This is a genomic window from Methylocystis bryophila (assembly GCF_027925445.1).
Taxonomy (GTDB): Bacteria; Pseudomonadota; Alphaproteobacteria; order Rhizobiales; family Beijerinckiaceae; genus Methylocystis; species Methylocystis bryophila.
In genome coordinates this window covers 1,261,332-1,278,430 of sequence record NZ_AP027149.1, presented here as the reverse complement: position 1 = coordinate 1,278,430, position 17,099 = coordinate 1,261,332, and the positions used below count along the sequence as shown (strand labels likewise).

Below are 17,099 nucleotides of genomic sequence, written 5' to 3'. Positions count from 1 at the left end.
GACCCAGCGCTGGGCTGGTCGACGCCCAGGCCGCCGTCCCTTAAACCCGCGAGCCATGACAAACCCGCAGCTCTATCTCGCCACGCCTCTCCTCCATGAGGCTGAGAGCTTCCTGCCCGCGCTCGACGAGGCGCTCCACGCTGTGAGGCCCGCGAGCCTGCTTCTTCGCTCGTCAATCGATGACGAGGAGAACGCGATACGCCTCGTCCGCAAGATTGCGCTCAGGACAGAGCCGCTGGGTGTGGCGCTGGTGATCGACGGCTCTACGGATCTCGCCCTGCGGGCAAACGTCGACGGCGCCCAGATCGCGGGAAGCGGCCCCGCTCTAAAGGCCGCCGTCGAGCGGCTGTCCCCCCGCCACATCGTCGGCGCAGGAGGACTCGCCACGCGCCACGACGCGATGGTCGCGGGCGAGCTCGGCGCCGACTACGTCGTCTTCGGAGATTGGAGCGCGCCCCTGCCGGAAGACACCATCGAGGACCATCTGCGCTGGTGGGCCGAAATTTTCACGACGCCCTGCGTGGCTTTCGCTTCGAACCCGGCGGAGGCGACGCGTTTCGCGCATGCAGGCGCGGATTTCATCATGCTCGGCGATAGTGTCTGGAGCGATCCCCGCGGCCCGGGCGCGGCAATTCAGGACGTCCTCGACGCCCTCGCGCGGGAGGAAGCCTGATCATGCGCGCAACAGCCCTCGTCGCCATCCTGTTTTTCTCGCTCTTCTCCGTGGCGCGCGCGCAACCGCCCGCGCCCGCCGCAGCGGGAGACGCCGCCTTCCAGGCCTATGAGGCCGGCGATTTTGCGCGGGCGATGCGCGAGGCCAAGGGGCGCCTCTCCGCCAATCCCTCGGACGCGGCGGCGCTACTGCTGATCGGCCGCATGTATGCGGAGGGCGCGGGCGTGGGGCGCGACGCGAAGGAAGCGCAGGCCTGGTTCCGCCGCGCGGCCGATCTCGGCGACGCCCAGGGCGCCTATCTTTACGCGGCGGCCCTTCTCGCCAATGCGCCTGCGACGCGCGACCGCAAGACTGCGCAAAACTATCTCGAGAAGGCGGCTGAGAAGAACAACGCGGCGGCGCTCAACCTCCTGGGCGAGCTCGCGCTCGAGAACAACGGCGCCTTCGCCGATCTCGAGAGGGCCGCGAACAACTTCAAGCGCGCCGCCGAGCTCGGCGACACCGACGCGCGCTACGCCTTGGGCGAGCTCTACCTGCACGGCAAGGGCGTCGCCAAAGACGGCGGCGAAGCCGCCCATTGGTTCGAGCTTGCGGCTGCAAACGATCATCTCGGCGCCATGGTCGAATTGGCGATCCTGAAGTTCAACGGCGTCGGGGTCGAACGCGACGAGGCCGGCGCTGCGAAAATGTTCCAAAAGGCGGCGACGATGGGCAATGTCGTGGCGCAGAACCGCCTCGCCTATCTCCTCGCGCAGGGGCGCGGCGTCGATAAAGACATCGCCAAGGCGAAGCAATGGCGCGACCGAGCCGTGCAAGCGGGACTGAAGGACGAACGGCTCGACAAGATGCTGAACGACGCCAGCCAGGGGCAGAAGGCGAAATGAGCGCGGCGCGCAGTTCGAAGCGCCGACGCCGGGGATGAGCGCCGCCGCGCTTCGCCCGATACTGCTCTCCATCGCAGGCTCGGACCCATCGGGCGGCGCCGGCGTTCAGGGGGATCTGAAGACCTTTGCGGCTTTCGGCGCCTACGGCATGGCGGCGATCACCGCGCTGACCGTGCAGAACACCAGGGGCGTCTCGAAGGTCGCGCCCGCAACAGCCGCGCTTGTTTCCGCTCAGATCGACGCGATTTTCGACGATATCGCCGTCGACGCCGTCAAGATCGGCATGCTGGCGCGCGCTTCCACGGCCAGAACCGTCGCCGCCTCACTGAAACGCGCGGGCGCGCAAAGCATCGTGCTCGATCCGGTGCTGCGGGCGACTCGCGGCGCGGATTTGAGCGACGCGGGATTGCCGAAGGCGATCCTCACGCATCTGGCGCCGCTCGCGCGCCTCATCACGCCCAATCTCGCAGAGGCGGCCATCCTTACGGGAACGCCGCGCGCGCAGAACGCAGACGACATGGGGGCGCAAGCGCGCGCCCTGGTCGAAGCCGGCGCAAAGGCGGCGCTTATCAAAGGCGGTCATCTCGACGGCGCGCCGATCGACGTGCTTTACGCCGAAGGCGTGACCCGGGTCTTTCATGGCGAGCGAGTCGAAACGCCGAACACGCATGGGACGGGTTGCGCGCTTTCCTCGGCCATCGCCTGCCTCCTGGCGCAGGGGCTCAACTTGGAGGCCGCGATCGAAGGCGCGAAAAGCTGGCTCACGCGAGCGCTCGCCGCCGGCGCGAAGATGCGCCTCGGCGCCGGCGCCGGACCGCCGGATCATTTGTGGTCTGGCAAGCCCTAGAGCGCGATGCGAAAAAGTGGAAACCGCTTTTTCGCGCAAATCGCGCTCTAAACTTATAGAATCGATCACGCTGCGTTCAAGCGATTCCGCCTGAACGCAGCGTGATCTGATCGTCTCTGGACTTTTGAACGATTCCGTTTCAGCGGAAAGCGCGCTATGGTCCGCGCAACAAAAGAAAATGCAAAGGGGAAGCTCAATGATCGTCACGCCCTCGAGAGGCTTCATCATCGCCGCGGCGCTTGTGGCGGCGGCGCTCACGGCCTTCGTCATGACGAGACGAGCGCCGGCCTGCGGCGGCAAGGGGCAGATCATGTCGACGATCAGCGAGTGCAAATCCTGGGGCTTCGACGCATCCACCTGCGAGGCCGTCGTCGGCAAGGCGCGCGCCATCGCCAAGCGCGCCGCGCCAGGGCTCGACAATTCGGTCAAATGCGAGACGCAGTTCACCGACTGCTTCAAGGCGGACGACGGCGTCTATCACCCCATCCCCTCCTTCTGCCTGCAGCAGGGGGCGAGCGCCGCCGCCGAGCCGACAGATCTCCATTATTTGGAGTATGAGTCGGACCGTCAGAACCGCAAGAAGACGCACGAAGTGCCGATCAAATAGCCCTGTCTCAATTCACGCAGGCGAGCAGGAAACCGTCCCAGCCCTTGGAACCGACGGTCTGGATGACCGTCGCCGAGACTCGCGGCTCCCCGGCGACCGCCTCGTAGAGCGCGCGCGTGCCCGTGATCGCGGGATGGATATTATGCGGATCAATCACGGCGCCGTCGCGAATCACATTGTCGACGATGATGAAGCCGCCGCTGCGCACGAGCTTTACAGCGTAGCGGAAATATTCGGCGTTGTTCTCCTTGTCGGCGTCGATGAAAGCGAAATCGATGGGGTGGAAGCCCTCGGCCTCCAGCCCGGGCAAGAGCTCGAGCGCCGGACCTAAGCGGATATCGACGCAAGCGCCCAAGCCCTCGCGAGCCACATTGTCGGCCGCGATCTCCGCATGGCGCCGGTCGATCTCGAGACTCACCAGGCGACCGTCCGGCGCAAGCGCCCGCGCGAGCCAAACCGTCGAATAGCCGCCGAGGGTCCCGATTTCCAAAATGCGCTTGGGTTGTAGGGAGCGGGCGAGCAGGTAAAGCATCTTGCCCTGCGGCGCCGAGACGTCGATCTGCGGCAAGCCGGCCGCCGCATTGGCGACAAGGGTCCCGGCTTGCGCCTCGCCGGCGCCAATCAGATGATTCGCGATATAAGCGTCGCAGGCGCTCCATTTGTCCTGTTGCATCGGCTGTGCGTCCTCAATCCTTGGTTGGACATGACCTTCGCCATGATAAATGGCGCGCGACGCCCTGCAGCAAACGGTGCGGCCGAAGGCTTGTCCAATTCGCGGCGGAGGATGCGGTGAGCACGAAGTATTCGACTACTGCGAGGCGCATCCGGGCGAGGACAAGGCGACGCATGCAATGGATGGTCTCTCCTGGTCGCCCCGCATTCAGAGATTCACGGGGCTGTTCCATCGGAGCCAGGAGTTTGGCAGCGGTCCATTAAGGGCGCCATCGCTTTGCTCTGAGAAATTATTCGCTCGTAGGCCTTCGAGTGTTCATCAATTTCCAATGAGTAGTGAAGGAGCGAATCCATCCAGTCGCTAAATAACGAAAAAACTCGATCGACCATCTCTCGCGCAATCGGCCGTTGCTCATCGTTGATGACTAGACATTTTTATTTTGTTTCGTCTAACGAGTAGATTGCATGTGACGCTTCTGCAAGGTAATGCTTCGTACCAAAAAATTCGCATTCATCGCCATTTTGTAATTTAATGCCAACACAATTCTTGAACACTGTCATCGATGTCGCCTCCATAACCTCCATCATTACAAAAAGAACGTAGCTCGGCGATCGTAGCGCCAATGCGCACAATTCTAGGCTCAAGGTCCTTGAATGCTTGAAATCGTCGCTCCACAGGATTCGCACAGCGTCTGCAAGGGGGAGCGTCGGGTTTGCATGGTGCCTATTCAGATCATTTAGAAACCACTGCCAATGAAAGTCCTCCTCGTAAGTATGGGAATTCAAGATCGCCTGGAGGGGATCGGCAGGATCTGCGATCTCATTTCTACGGAAGAGACAGTTCAAATCAGCGTAACCCATGATAAAAGGTATAGTAATTGGGGCCCAGGCCAGACGCTTTTCTCCAGGAAGGTCTGGATTGGCCAAAAGCTGGGTAAAGAACGGATGACATTCGTATTCTTTGCGCTTTTCTTCAATGTACGAAAATATTGCTTTCATTTTTATACATCCGTTAAATGTCTACGAACTAATAGATTCCCGTATAGCGTGAGCGCTATGCTGGCGCCATACAGCTTTCCTCGCCCCGATCACCATCGGCAAGCGACTTAGTTCAATCGTTTTGCGAATATCATGAGCTTAGCCTTTTTGCAACATGTATATCCATTTTTTTTAATCTCTTGGCGTCCATTATGCGCGCTCTCCAGCCCAAGATTGATCCCGCGACGATCGCCGACCCGCATTTTCCGGTTTTGCCGCATTGTGTTTCAGTTTCAACACGATCGGCTTTCTCGCCGCCGCGGGCCTTATCGCTCCCGCGGCTGCATCCAAACGCGTCGAAAAGGCTGCGATCGGAGAGCGGGCAGCTATATCGCGAATAAGATTGGCCGGCGGACGCAACGACTCCGATCAAGTTTGTTACCGCAACGCGAGAATGTCTCGATCACCCACGCTTGCCCGGCCCCGCTTAGCGGGGCTAAAAGCCGCGCTATGTCATTTTCCCCTCCCGTCGCGGCACTCAGCCTCCGCGGCCTTTGTAAGTCCTACGGCGGGAAGCTCGTCGTGGGCCCGCTCGATTTCGAACTCGAGAAAGGCGCGGTCACCGCGCTCCTCGGCGGCAACGGCGCCGGCAAGACGACGACGATCGGCATGGTCATGGGGCTGATCCAGCCCTCGTCCGGCTCGATCCACGCGCTTGGCGCGGACATGGCGACGAATCGCGAAAGCGTGCTCGGCCGCATGAATTTCGAAAGCCCTTATGTCGATCTGCCCCACCGGCTTTCCGTACGCGAGAACTTGCGCGTCTTCGCGATGCTCTATGGCGTCGCCGACGCCAAGGAAAAGATTGCGCGGCTCGCGAAAGATTTCGCGCTCGAGGATTTTCTGGACCGCCCCAACGGGCGCCTATCCGCCGGGCAAAAGACGCGGGTCGCTCTCGCCAAGGCGCTCATCAACGATCCAGAGCTCTTGCTTCTCGACGAGCCTACGGCGTCGCTCGATCCCGACACGGCCGACTGGGTGCGCGCGCGCCTTGAAACGCAGCGCGAGAAGCATGACTGCACGATTCTCCTCGCCTCGCACAATATGGGCGAGGTCGAGCGGCTCTGCGATCGCGTGCTGATGCTGCGCAAAGGCGTGCTCGTCGACGACGGCAAGCCCGCGGCGCTGCTCGCGCGCTACGGCCGAAGGACGCTCGAGGAGGTGTTTCTCGACGTGGCGCGCGGGCGAGTCAACGGAGAAGCGGCGTGAGCGTCTTTTCCCTCGGCCGCGTCGGCGCGATGATGCTGCGCTACGTCTATGTGCTTCGCTCCTCCTGGCTGCGTGCGCTGGAGACGGCCTATTGGCCGGCCATACAACTGCTGACCTGGGGATTCCTCCAGACTTATTTCGCCTCTGCGGGCGTCGCGCAAAGCGGGCCGGCGCGTGTCGCCGGGACGCTCATCGGCGCCGTGCTGCTATGGGACATATTGCTGCGCACGCAGCAGGGATTTTCCTTCTCCTTCCTGGAGGAAATCTGGTCGCGCAACCTGGCCAATCTCATGATGAGCCCTTTGCGGATGAGCGAGTTCATCGTCGCGCTGATGGCGATGAGCGTGATCCGCCTCGCCATCGGCGTCGTGCCGGTGATCTTTTTGGCGATCGCGCTGTTCGGTTTCAATCTCTGGTCGCTCGGCGCGGCCGTCGGCACTTTTTTCATCGCGCTCGCGCTCTTTGCCTGGAGCATCGGGATCATCGTCAGCGGCATGCTGATGCGTTATGGGCTCGGCGCCGAGAGCCTCGCCTGGTCCTTGATGTTCGTCGTTCAGCCTTTCGGCTGCGTCTATTTTCCGGTCTCGACGCTGCCGGTCTGGCTGCAACCCATCGCTTACGCCCTCCCGCCCACTTACGTCTTTGAGGGTCTGCGCGCGCTGCTCATTGATCATGTGTTTCGCTCCGATCTCATGATCACGGCTCTGGCGCTCGACGCCTTCTATTTCGTAATGGCCTTGCTGGCCTTCTCCCATCTCCTCGCCAAGGCGCGCGAGGTCGGCTCCCTTCTTCAATCGGGAGAATGAGGTGCCGCGCGCCGACTCACTGCTCGCCGAGCGCGGTTTCTTCGAAAGCCGCGCCAAGGCCCGCGCGGCCATCGAAGCGGGACTCGTGACCGCCGACGGGATCGCGATCGCGAAGCCGTCGCAGGAGATCGCTCGGGAAGCCGAGATTATCGCGGAGAGCCCGCATCCTTTCGTCTCGCGCGGCGGCGTCAAGCTCGATTTCGCGCTCGATCATTTCAGCGTCGACGCAAAAGACCGCTATTGCCTCGATCTCGGCGCCTCGACGGGCGGCTTCACCGACGCTCTCCTCCAACGCGGCGCGCGCCACGTCGTCGCGGTCGACGTCGGCTCCGGACAACTGCACCCACGCATCGCGGAAGATCCGCGCGTGAGATCTTACGAGAAGCTTGACGCGCGCGACCTCGCCCCCGCGCATCTCGTCGAGCCGCCAAGCCTCGTCGTCTGTGACGCAAGCTTCATTTCGCTGACGCTTCTGCTGGAGCGCCCGCTTTCGCTCGCCGCAAAAGAGGCGACGCTCGTCGCGCTGATCAAGCCGCAATTCGAATCGGGCCGGGGCGCGGGCAAAAAAGGCGTCGTGCGCGACGCCGCCGCGCATGAAGCCGCCTGCAAGAAAATTGCCGAGACCATCGTCGCGCTCGGCTGGCGCGTGGTCGGGATCGCGCCGTCGCCGATCATGGGCGGCGAGGGAAACCGCGAATTCTTGATTTGCGGCCAACGCCCATGACCCGCGCGATTCTGGAGATCGAACGCCTCGGCCAACGCGGCGAAGGGATTGCGAAGCATTCCGGAAGAACGGTCTTCGTGCCCTTCGCGCTCGCGGGCGAGCGCGTGCTGGCGGAGGTCGACGGCGAGCGTGGACGTCTCGTCGAAGTCCTCACGGCTTCCAGCGACCGCATCGCGCCGATCTGCAAGCATTACGGCGTCTGTGGCGGCTGCGCCGTGCAGACGCTCGCCCCTTCGGCCTATACGGCCTGGAAGCGCGGCCTCGTCGTGACGGCGCTCGCCAACGCCGGAATCTCCACTGACGTCGCGCCCCTCCTCGACGCCCATGGCGCCGGGCGCCGCCGCGTTGTCTTCCACGCGCGCGATGGCGCCGTCGGCTTCATGGAGACGCGAGCGCATAAGCTCGTCGAGATCGACGCCTGTCCGCTCTTGGATAGCGGCCTCGCGCCGGCGCTCGACGCCGCGCGCGCGCTGGCCCGCGCGCTCAAGAGCTCGGGCAAGCCTCTCGACATCGCCGTGACCTCGGCTCCGGAAGGACTCGATGTCGATCTGCGGGGCTCCGGGGCGCTCTCCGAGAGCGAAGCGCGCGCGCTCGTCGAGTTGGCGGAGCGGTTGGACATCGCGCGGCTCTCAAATCACAGCCGCGTTCTTGCGTTGCGGCGCCGGCCGACGCTCGGCGTCGGAAGCGCGAGGCTATCGCCGCCCACCGGCGGCTTTCTGCAAGCGACAGCGCGGGGCGAGGAGGAGATGGCGCGGCTGGCGTTGCAGTCAATCGGCAAGGCCAAGCGCGTCGCCGATCTCTTTTGCGGCTCCGGGGCCTTTGCGCTGCGTCTCGCCGAGGTCGCGCGGGTCGACGCCTTCGACGAAAGCGCCGAAGCGCTCGCGGCCTTGGAGGAGGCCGCGAGAAGCGTGAGCGGAGCAAAGCCGGTCGCGGCGTTCCGGCGCAATCTTTTCGAAAATCCTCTTCGCGCCGAAGAGCTCGAAGGCTTCGACGCCGTCATTTTCGATCCGCCGCGCGCCGGCGCGGCCGCGCAGGCGGCGGAGCTCGCGCGTTCCAAGGTTCCGCTCTCGGTCGCTATTTCCTGCAACGCCCAAAGCTTTGCGCGCGACGCGAAGGCTATGATTGATGGCGGTTTCGCTCTGGAGCAAGTGACGCCGATCGACCAGTTCCGCTATGCCGCGCATATCGAGCTCGTCGCCGTCTTCAGGCGCGCCGCGTCAAAGAAACGGAAGGCGCCGCTCCTATCGCGCTGAGCATCACGCTTCTCCGGTTTTTCTGTACTGCCCGAGCTTTCCCCGGCGCGGCGCACGCGCGCCACAGGCTTCAGCGCGACAAAGCCCACCGCGGTCACAAGAGCAAAAAAAACCCTGTCAGAGGCCATGGAAAGCGCCCCCCGCCCTGTTCGCGGCACTAACGCCATTGAGTTGCAATCTAAAAGTTCTACGTACTTTCCTCAGGGGCGTCGCGCCCGGTGCAAGAACCGGGCGAGCATGGCCCCAAGCGCCAAATTCGCAATCGAGTCTCGGGCTTAGGTTTGGCATGACTCCGGGGGGCGGGATGTTTTCGAGTCTTCAGCTTTGCGGCCAGATTCTGGCTCCGTTTGTCGGTAGAACTCCAGATCAAACCCATGCATTTTTCCCAAGTAGAAGCTCGCGTCGGACGGTCGGGATGCTCACTCTCCTGGCGCTGTCGGCCGTCTTCGCTGGTTCTGCGCAGGCCGGCTTCTTCGAGGATCTTTTCGGCGCAGACCCCGCGCCCGTCGCTCGCGGGACGAGAGGCGGCGGCTGGGGGTCCCCCCGGGGGGCGCGAAGCGAGCATGCTCGGCGCGCCGGCGCGCGCCACGCCTCGGCGCGCGCAAAGCTTGTCCGGGCAAATCTCTCCGAGCGACATGCCGTCCCCGCAGTGCGCAGCCAGGGTCCCTGGGCGGCCCATGTCGCGGCTCCCTGGACGGGTTACGCCCAGGCTGCATGGACGGTTTCAACGCCAACGCCCACTGCGGTCGCTTCTGCCCCCGGAAGCGTGAAGCCTAAGCGAGCCCGATTTTGTGGCGAGGAGGACCCGGCGGCGAAGATCGTTGACTACAAGGAGGCTTTGGTGCGGGATCCGACCCTGCGATATGGCGACGTCATCGTCACGGACGAGGGCGTGCGCATCTTCGAGGGCAATTGGGTTTGCCCTCACACCATCTCCGATTTTCGGACGCTGGCCGAAGTCCGCGATTTGAACTTCGGAACGCGCGCGGTCCTGGCCGAGATCGAACGCACCCTAAAGACGAGGAATGTCGGTCGCGTTGACCAAGCGGTCGTGGCGTCCGACCCGAACGAACATTGATTTTCGCGCCATCGGCGGCGCAGCGCTTCTTGCGCGATCCGCGGACATCCGCTTGAATGGCGCGATGAAACGCGCCGAGCCCTTCCATGTGCTTTGGCTGCAGGCCGGAAGCTGCGGCGGCTGCACCATGTCGGCGCTGGAGAGCGGCGCGGCTGGCTGGTTCGAGGAGCTCGCCGCCTTCGGCGTCGAGCTGCTGTGGCATCCGAGCGTCAGCGAGGCGAGCGGGCAAGAGGCGCTCGCGATCCTCAGTTCCGTCGAGAGCGGAGCGCTGCGTCTCGACGCGCTCGTCGTCGAGGGCTCAGTGCTCTGCGGCCCGGACGGAACGGGGCTCTTCAACAAATTGTCGGGCAGCGGGCGCAGCCTGCTCGACTGGATAGCGAGCCTCGCGCCGCTCGCGAACTACTGCGTCGCGGTGGGCAGTTGCGCAGCCTTCGGGGGCGTGCCGGCCGGGGCGCCCGATCCGACCGACGCGCGCGGGCTGCAATATAAAGCGCGTGAAATGGGTGGCGCGCTCGGGCGCGATTATCGCTCTCGCGCGGGCCTCCCAGTCGTGAACATAGCCGGCTGCGCGCCCCATCCGGGCTGGATCATGGAGACGCTGGAGGCGCTGTCGCTTGGCCTCCTTGGTCGCGAGGATCTGGACAGCTTCGGACGGCCGAAGCTCTTCGCGGACCATCTCGCGCATCATGGCTGCAGCCGCAACGAATTCTATGAATTCAAGGCGAGCGCCGAGCATGTTTTCGAGCGTGGCTGTCTGATGGAGCATCTGGGCTGCAAGGCCACGCAAGCCGTCGGCGACTGCAATCAACGATCCTGGAACGGCTCCGGCTCATGCACGCGCGCCGGCTCGACCTGCATCGCCTGCACGTCGCCGGGGTTCGAGGCCGCCGTGGGCTTCATGCGCACGCCGAAGATCGCCGGCATTCCTGTCGGCCTGCCGCTCGACATGCCTAAGGCCTGGTTCGTCGCGCTGGCGGCGTTGTCGAAATCGGCGACGCCCCAACGCGTCAGCGAGAACGCGCGGTCCGATCGCATCGAGCGCGCACCCGAGCCCGGCGCCGATAAGAAAACATGACCCGCATCGTCATCGGGCCTTTCAATCGCGTGGAAGGCGATCTCGAGCTGGCGCTCGACGTCGTCGACGGCGTCGTGCGCGAGGCGCGCGTCGCGGCCAATCTCTATCGCGGCTTCGAGCAAATTCTGCTCGGCCGCCCGAGCGAGGACGCGCTCGCGATCGCGCCGCGCATTTGCGGCATCTGCTCGGTCTCGCAATCGCTCGCCGTCGCCGCGATGCTGCGCGCGGCGCAAGGCGCGAGGCCCGCGCCAAACGGGCTCCTGCTGACGAATATCGCGCACGCCGCGGAAAACATCGCCGATCACCTGACGCATTTCTATGTGTTCTTCATGCCGGACTTCGCGCGCGCAGGCTACGCCGGGAGGCCCTGGTTCGAGACGATCGAGGCCCGCTTCAAAGCCACAAAGGGCGCATGCTTGCGCGAGGTTCTGCCGGCGCGCGCCGGCCTTCTCGAGGTCATGGGCGTCATCGCCGGAAAATGGCCGCACAGCCTCGCCTTTCGCGCGGGCGGCGTCACGCATGCGCCGGATCTGAGCGCGAAGATCAAGCTGCTCGGGATCATCGCGCGATTTCGCGCCTTCCTAGAGCGAAGTCTCTTCGGCGCGCCCCTCGAAGCTGTGACGGCGCTCGAGTCGCTGGCCGATCTCGACGCTTTCGTAGAAGGCGCGGGACGCGAAGGAGATTTTGCCGCCTTCGTCAAAATCGCGCGCGCGCTGTCGCTCGAGGCGATGGGCTTCGGCCCCGGGCTCATGATGTCGGGCGGAGCCTATCGCGGACCGGAAGGCCATTATTTTCCCGCAGGCGTGCTCGACGCGCGCACGGGGGCGCTCCGCGGCTTCGATCTCGCCGGCGTGCGCGAGGACGTCTCGCATAGCTATATGCGCGACAGCGACCCCGATCCCGCCAAGGCGCAAACCATTCCCGCCGTTAATCGCGACGGCGCCTATAGCTTCGCCAAGGCCCCGCGACTTTCCGGCGAGCCCGTGGAAGTCGGCGCGCTCCCGCGGCAGGCCATCGCGGGCCATCCTCTAATTCTGCGCATGATCGCGCGCGACGGCGCCTCGAACGTCTTTGCGCGCGTGGTCGCGCGCCTGCTCGAGATCGCTTTGCTGACGCAAGCGATGGAGGCCTGGGTTCAACGGATTGAGCCCAAGGAGAAATTCTGCGCCGACGACGCGACGGCGCGCGACGGCGCGGTTGTGGGTTGTGTGGAGGCGGCGCGCGGAACGCTGACCCATTGGGCGAGCCTTCGCGACGATCGCTATACGACCTACCAGATCATCGCGCCCACGACATGGAATTTCTCCCCGCGCTGCGCCGCCGGGCGGCCAGGACCGCTCGAATTCGCATTGCAGGGCTTGGAGGTCGGCAATGACGGCGCCGCCAGTGTTGCAGTGCAGCACATCGTGCGCTCCTTCGATCCCTGTATGGTCTGCACCGCGCATTGATTGGTCGTTTGCTTTTCTTCGCTGGTAAGCAAATTTTCATCTCGCAGCGAGCTCTCCCACACTAATTGCTTGAGTCCAGGGAGCTCTCCCGCTGGTCCGGTTCTTGCGCCCTCTTTGTCGCCGCCGCCAAAGAGCGGTTTACCGCCATGCAAAACAATGCTGCGGGGAGGACAATGGCCGCCATCGAGACCTTTTACGATGTGATCCGCCGCCAAGGCGTCACGCGGCGCAGCTTCACGAAGTTCTGCTCGCTCACCGCAGCGAGCATGGGAATGGGATCGACCGCGGCGGCCACGATGGCCAAGGCGCTCGAGACCAATCCGCGCACCCCCGTGATTTGGATGCATGGACTCGAATGCACCTGCTGCTCCGAGAGCTTCATCCGATCGGCGCATCCGCTCGTCAAGGACGTCGTGCTCTCGATGATCTCGCTCGATTACGACGACACGATCATGGCGGCGGCGGGCCATCAAGCCGAGGAGATCCTCGTCGAGACGAAGGAAAAATATAAGGGCAAATACATCCTCGCGGTCGAGGGTAATCCGCCGCTCAACGAAGGCGGCATGTTCTGCATCGACGGCGGCAAGCCCTTTGTCGAGAAACTGAAATGGATGGCGCAGGACGCCATGGCGATCATCGCCTGGGGCGCTTGCGCCTCCTGGGGCTGCGTGCAGGCGGCGAAACCCAATCCGACGCAGGCGACCCCGATCGACAAGGTCATTTTGGACAAGCCGATCATCAAAGTGCCGGGCTGTCCGCCGATCGCCGAGGTCATGACCGGCGTCGTGACCTTCGTCACGACCTTCGGACGCTTGCCGGAGCTCGACCGCCAAGGGCGGCCGAAGATGTTCTACTCGCAGCGCATCCACGACAAATGCTATCGCCGCCCGCATTTCGACGCCGGACAGTTCGTCGAGCAATGGGACGACGAGAACGCCCGCAAGGGTTATTGCCTCTACAAGATGGGCTGCAAGGGTCCGACGACCTACAACGCCTGCTCGACCGTGCGCTGGAACGGCGGCGTGTCCTTCCCCATTCAGTCGGGCCACGGCTGCATCGGCTGTTCCGAAGACGGCTTTTGGGACAAGGGGCCGTTCTACGAGCGGCTCTCCAACATCAAGCCGTTCGGCGTCGAGCACAACGCCGATGAGATCGGCCTCGCCGCGGTCGGCCTGGTCGGCGGCGCGGTCGCCGCCCATGCGGGCGTCACCGCCATCAAGCGCCTCACCGGCAAGTCCTCGTAAAAATCGCTCGCAGCAGGAAGCGCAATCATGGCCATTCAGACGCCGAACGGCTTCAATCTCGACAACTCGGGGGAGCGCATCGTCGTCGACCCGCTGACCCGCATCGAGGGTCATCTGCGGGTCGAGGTCAATGTCGACAAGGATAATGTCATCCGCAACGCCGTCTCGACAGGCACGATGTGGCGGGGCATCGAGGTGATCTTGCGCAACCGCGATCCCCGCGACGCCTGGGCCTTCACCGAGCGGATATGCGGCGTCTGCACCGGCACCCATGCGCTGACCTCGGTTCGCGCGGTCGAGAACGCGGTCGGAATCACGATCCCCGAGAACGCCAACTCGATCCGTAACATCATGCAGCTCACGCTGCAGGTGCATGATCACCTCGTGCATTTCTATCACCTGCACGCGCTCGACTGGGTGGACGTCGTCTCGGCGCTCTCCGCCGACCCCAAGGCGACCTCGGCGCTCGCCCAGTCGATTTCGGATTGGCCCCTGTCCTCGCCCGGCTACTTCAAGGATCTGCAGATTCGGCTGAAGAAATTCGTCGAGTCGGGGCAGCTCGGGCCGTTCAAGAACGCCTATTGGGGTCATGCCGCCTACAAGCTGCCGCCGGAAGCCAATCTGATGGCGGTCGCACATTATCTCGAGGCGCTCGACTTCCAGAAGGACATCGTCAAGATCCACACGATCTACGGCGGCAAGAACCCGCATCCCAATTGGCTCGTCGGCGGCGTGCCTTGCGCCATCAATGTCGATGGGACGGGCGCGGTCGGCGCAATCAATATAGAGCGACTGAACGAGGTCAGCTCGATCATCGATCGCACGATCGAATTCGTCGACAAGGTCTATCTGCCGGACATCGCCGCGATCGGCTCCTTCTACAAGGACTGGCTCTATGGCGGCGGCCTCTCCGGCAAGAGCGTCATGAGCTACGGCGACATCCCGGAATATGCGAATGATCATTCCGAGAAGAGCCTGCTGCTGCCGCGCGGTGTGATCCTCAACGGAAACCTCAAGGAGGTCCTTCCGATCGATCACGGCGATCCCGAGCAGATCCAGGAATTCGTGACGCATTCCTGGTATAAATATCCCGACGAGACTCGCGGCCTTCATCCTTGGGATGGCGTGACCGAGCCGAACTACAAGCTCGGCCCCAACGCCAAGGGAACGCCGACAAATATCGAGCAGCTCGACGAGGGCGGCAAATATTCCTGGATCAAGTCGCCGCGCTGGCGCGGCAACGCCGTCGAGGTCGGCCCGCTCGCGCGCTTCGTGATCGGCTATGCGCAAGGTAAGCCGGAATTCAAAGAGCCGACTGAGAAACTGCTCAAGCATCTCGATCTTCCGGTCTCCGCGCTGTTCTCGACGCTGGGACGCACCGCGGCGCGCGCGCTCGAGTGCCAGTGGGCGGCCTGGAAGCTCCGGCATTTCCAGGACAAGCTGATCGCGACGATCAAGGCTGGCGATTCGTCGACCGCCAATGTCGAGAAGTGGAAGCCCGAAAGCTGGCCGAAGGAAGCGAAGGGCTATGGCTTCACCGAGGCCCCGCGGGGCGCGCTCGCGCATTGGATCAAGATCAAGGACGGCAAGATCGACAATTACCAATGCGTCGTGCCGACGACCTGGAACGGCAGTCCGCGTGACCCCAAGGGCAATATCGGCGCTTTCGAGGCGTCGCTCATGGACACGCCGCTCGCCGATCCGGCGAAGCCGCTCGAAATCCTGCGCACGATCCACTCCTTCGACCCCTGCCTCGCTTGCTCGACGCATGTGATGAGCGAGGACGGACAGGAGATGAGTCGCGTGAAAGTGCGCTAGCGCGCCTTCCGCTCGAACGGAATGGTTCGAGCGACGAGAGATCGCGCGAGATGAAAGTGCTGAAGCGAGTTCCGATTGCAAAAGTCTACCAACTTTTGCGGAACTCGCTCTGACGAGCCACATAGGGAGCAGCCTTCATGACCGACACGGCGCAGGCATCCGGAATCTTGGACAGCCATGGCGAGAAGGCCGAGAATCTTCAGACCTTCTATGTCTATGAAGCGCCGGTGCGGCTGTGGCACTGGACCAATGCGCTGGCGATCGTCGTTCTCGCCGTCACCGGCTTCTTCATTGCGACGCCCCTCTGGTCGACGCCCGGCGAAGCGAGCGCCAATTTTGTCATGGGCTACATCCGCTTCGCGCATTTCGCGGCCGGCTTTGTGCTGGCGATCGGGCTCATCGGCCGTCTCTATTGGGCCGTCGCCGGAAACCCTTACGCCCGGCAGATCTTCACGCTGCCGCTCACGGACCGCAAGTGGTGGTGGGGCGTGCTCTATGAGATGCGTTGGTATTTTTTCCTCGTGAGCCGGCCGCAAAAATACATCGGCCACAATCCGCTTGCGCATTTGGTGATGTTCTTCTTCATGCTGCTCCTGACCTTCATGGTCGTGACGGGCTTCGCCCTCTATTCCGAGGGCACGGGGCGCGACAGCTGGGAGTATAAGCTCTTCGGCTGGGTCTTCTCGATCTGGCCGAACAGCCAGGATATTCACACTTGGCACCACCTCGGCATGTGGGCCGTCGTGATCTTCGTGATCGTTCACATTTACACCGCGGTGCGTGAGGACATCATGTCGCGCCAGAGCCTGATCTCCTCGATGATCTCAGGCGAGCGCGTCTTCCGCGACAGCGACGATTAAGGCCATGACCGGCGCGCCCAAAACGCTCGTTCTCGGCATCGGCAATATTCTCTGGGCCGACGAGGGTTTTGGCGTGCGCGCGCTCGAAGCGTTTCACGCGCGCTTCGAGATGGGTGAGGACGTCACCCTACTCGATGGCGGCACGCAGGGGCTTTATCTCGTCCAATTCGTGGAAGCCTGCGATCAGCTCCTCGTCTTTGACGCCATCGACTACGGGCTCGCTCCCGGAGAGCTGCGCGTCATTCGCGACGAGGCGGTGCCCCGCTTCACCGGCGCGAAGAAGATGAGCCTGCATCAGACGGGTTTCCAGGAGGTGCTAAGCGCCGCCGATCTCTTGGGCCGCTATCCGAAGCATCTCGCATTGATCGGCGTGCAGCCGCAGGACTTGGAGGCCTGGGGCGGTCCGCTGACGCCGCCCGTGCGCGCGATGCTCGCGCCCGCCTGCGAAGCGGCCCGCGCCGTTCTCGAGGAGTGGGGCGTGAGCTGTCGGGAGCGCACAGGCGCGGCGGCGCCGCTGCTCTCCAACGATCTCGATGATCGCGCCTATGAGAGGCGAAACTTGGGGCTCTTGACCGGATAGGAGACGACATGCGCAGTTTGAAGACGCTCCCGCTCATCGCCATCGCCTCGCTTGCGCCAGCGACGGCCTTCGCGCACGCCGGCCCGCATCATGGCGATGCGGCCTGGAGCCTGCTGCACGTCGCGAGCAATCCCGATCATCTGCTCTTCATTGGCGTCGGCATCGCCATCGCGCTGGGGTCCGCAGCCCTGCTCGCGCTTCAGCCGCAACGCTGACGAGAGCGCAAGGGCCTACTCCCTCTCCCCGCTCGCGGGGAGAGGGGATGGATTCGGGATTAAACGGC

18 protein-coding genes are annotated in these 17,099 nt (G+C 63.7%); 16 read left to right on the top strand and 2 right to left on the bottom strand.

The annotated features are described in order from the left end of the window. The first annotated feature begins 55 nt into the window (after positions 1–55). From QMG80_RS06000 to QMG80_RS05985, 4 genes are all read left to right on the top strand, one after another. Positions 56–673, top strand: coding sequence for a thiamine phosphate synthase (locus QMG80_RS06000; protein WP_085771997.1), 618 nt, complete (start codon positions 56–58; stop codon positions 671–673). Positions 674–675: 2 nt separating this feature from the next. Further along, a complete protein-coding gene (locus tag QMG80_RS05995; RefSeq protein WP_085771996.1) occupies positions 676–1,557 on the top strand; it encodes a tetratricopeptide repeat protein in 882 nt (293 codons plus the stop codon). Between the two features lie 34 nt (positions 1,558–1,591). Continuing rightward, positions 1,592–2,404, top strand: a complete 813-nt coding sequence (thiD, locus tag QMG80_RS05990) for a bifunctional hydroxymethylpyrimidine kinase/phosphomethylpyrimidine kinase (RefSeq protein ID WP_085771995.1) — start codon at positions 1,592–1,594, stop codon at positions 2,402–2,404. A gap of 196 nt (positions 2,405–2,600) precedes the next feature. Next, positions 2,601–3,011, top strand: a complete 411-nt coding sequence (locus QMG80_RS05985) for a DUF1190 domain-containing protein (protein ID WP_085771994.1) — start codon at positions 2,601–2,603, stop codon at positions 3,009–3,011. A gap of 7 nt (positions 3,012–3,018) precedes the next feature. Here QMG80_RS05985 and QMG80_RS05980 read toward each other — a convergent pair whose 3' ends face one another. Continuing rightward, positions 3,019–3,684 (bottom strand): O-methyltransferase, encoded by a 666-nt coding sequence (locus tag QMG80_RS05980; RefSeq protein WP_085771993.1) that lies wholly within the window; start codon positions 3,682–3,684, stop codon positions 3,019–3,021. A 434-nt stretch (positions 3,685–4,118) separates the two neighbouring features. Beyond that, complete coding sequence (locus QMG80_RS05975; protein ID WP_085771992.1) at positions 4,119–4,682, bottom strand: hypothetical protein; 564 nt, start codon at positions 4,680–4,682, stop codon at positions 4,119–4,121. Positions 4,683–5,171: 489 nt separating this feature from the next. Between QMG80_RS05975 and QMG80_RS05970 the strand changes: the two genes are divergently transcribed. The 12 genes from QMG80_RS05970 to QMG80_RS05915 all read left to right on the top strand — a co-directional run bounded on the left by QMG80_RS05970 (position 5,172) and on the right by QMG80_RS05915 (position 17,031). Next, positions 5,172–5,930: an ABC transporter ATP-binding protein gene (locus tag QMG80_RS05970; RefSeq protein WP_085771991.1), complete on the top strand. Its 759-nt coding sequence runs from the start codon at positions 5,172–5,174 to the stop codon at positions 5,928–5,930. 29 nt (positions 5,931–5,959) lie between these two features. Further along, a complete protein-coding gene (locus QMG80_RS05965; RefSeq protein ID WP_085773703.1) occupies positions 5,960–6,736 on the top strand; it encodes an ABC transporter permease in 777 nt (258 codons plus the stop codon). Position 6,737: 1 nt separating this feature from the next. Then, positions 6,738–7,460, top strand: a complete 723-nt coding sequence (locus QMG80_RS05960) for a TlyA family RNA methyltransferase (RefSeq protein WP_085771990.1) — start codon at positions 6,738–6,740, stop codon at positions 7,458–7,460. Further along, a complete protein-coding gene (locus tag QMG80_RS05955; protein WP_085771989.1) occupies positions 7,457–8,713 on the top strand; it encodes a class I SAM-dependent RNA methyltransferase in 1,257 nt (418 codons plus the stop codon). The genes QMG80_RS05960 and QMG80_RS05955 overlap by 4 nt, the downstream gene beginning before the upstream one ends. Before the next feature lie 415 nt (positions 8,714–9,128). Next, entirely contained in the window at positions 9,129–9,791 is a 663-nt protein-coding gene (locus QMG80_RS05950) for a hypothetical protein (protein WP_085771988.1), read from the top strand. Positions 9,792–9,855: 64 nt separating this feature from the next. Further along, positions 9,856–10,866, top strand: a complete 1,011-nt coding sequence (locus QMG80_RS05945; RefSeq protein ID WP_085773702.1) for an NADH-quinone oxidoreductase subunit B family protein — start codon at positions 9,856–9,858, stop codon at positions 10,864–10,866. After that, on the top strand, positions 10,863–12,314 hold the full coding sequence (locus QMG80_RS05940; RefSeq protein ID WP_085771987.1) for a nickel-dependent hydrogenase large subunit: 1,452 nt from the start codon (positions 10,863–10,865) through the stop codon (positions 12,312–12,314). Before QMG80_RS05945 ends, QMG80_RS05940 begins: the two co-directional genes overlap by 4 nt. Positions 12,315–12,487: 173 nt before the next feature. Further along, a complete protein-coding gene (locus QMG80_RS05935; RefSeq protein WP_085771986.1) occupies positions 12,488–13,558 on the top strand; it encodes a hydrogenase small subunit in 1,071 nt (356 codons plus the stop codon). A gap of 27 nt (positions 13,559–13,585) precedes the next feature. Next, entirely contained in the window at positions 13,586–15,376 is a 1,791-nt protein-coding gene (locus QMG80_RS05930; protein ID WP_085771985.1) for a nickel-dependent hydrogenase large subunit, read from the top strand. Between the two features lie 137 nt (positions 15,377–15,513). Continuing rightward, complete coding sequence (gene cybH, locus QMG80_RS05925; protein ID WP_085771984.1) at positions 15,514–16,236, top strand: Ni/Fe-hydrogenase, b-type cytochrome subunit; 723 nt, start codon at positions 15,514–15,516, stop codon at positions 16,234–16,236. 4 nt (positions 16,237–16,240) lie between these two features. Further along, complete coding sequence (locus QMG80_RS05920) at positions 16,241–16,816, top strand: HyaD/HybD family hydrogenase maturation endopeptidase (RefSeq protein ID WP_085771983.1); 576 nt, start codon at positions 16,241–16,243, stop codon at positions 16,814–16,816. A gap of 8 nt (positions 16,817–16,824) precedes the next feature. Then, positions 16,825–17,031 carry a hypothetical protein gene (locus tag QMG80_RS05915; RefSeq protein WP_085771982.1) on the top strand — a complete coding sequence of 69 codons (207 nt, stop codon included), beginning with the start codon at positions 16,825–16,827 and terminating at the stop codon, positions 17,029–17,031. Positions 17,032–17,099 lie beyond the last annotated feature (68 nt).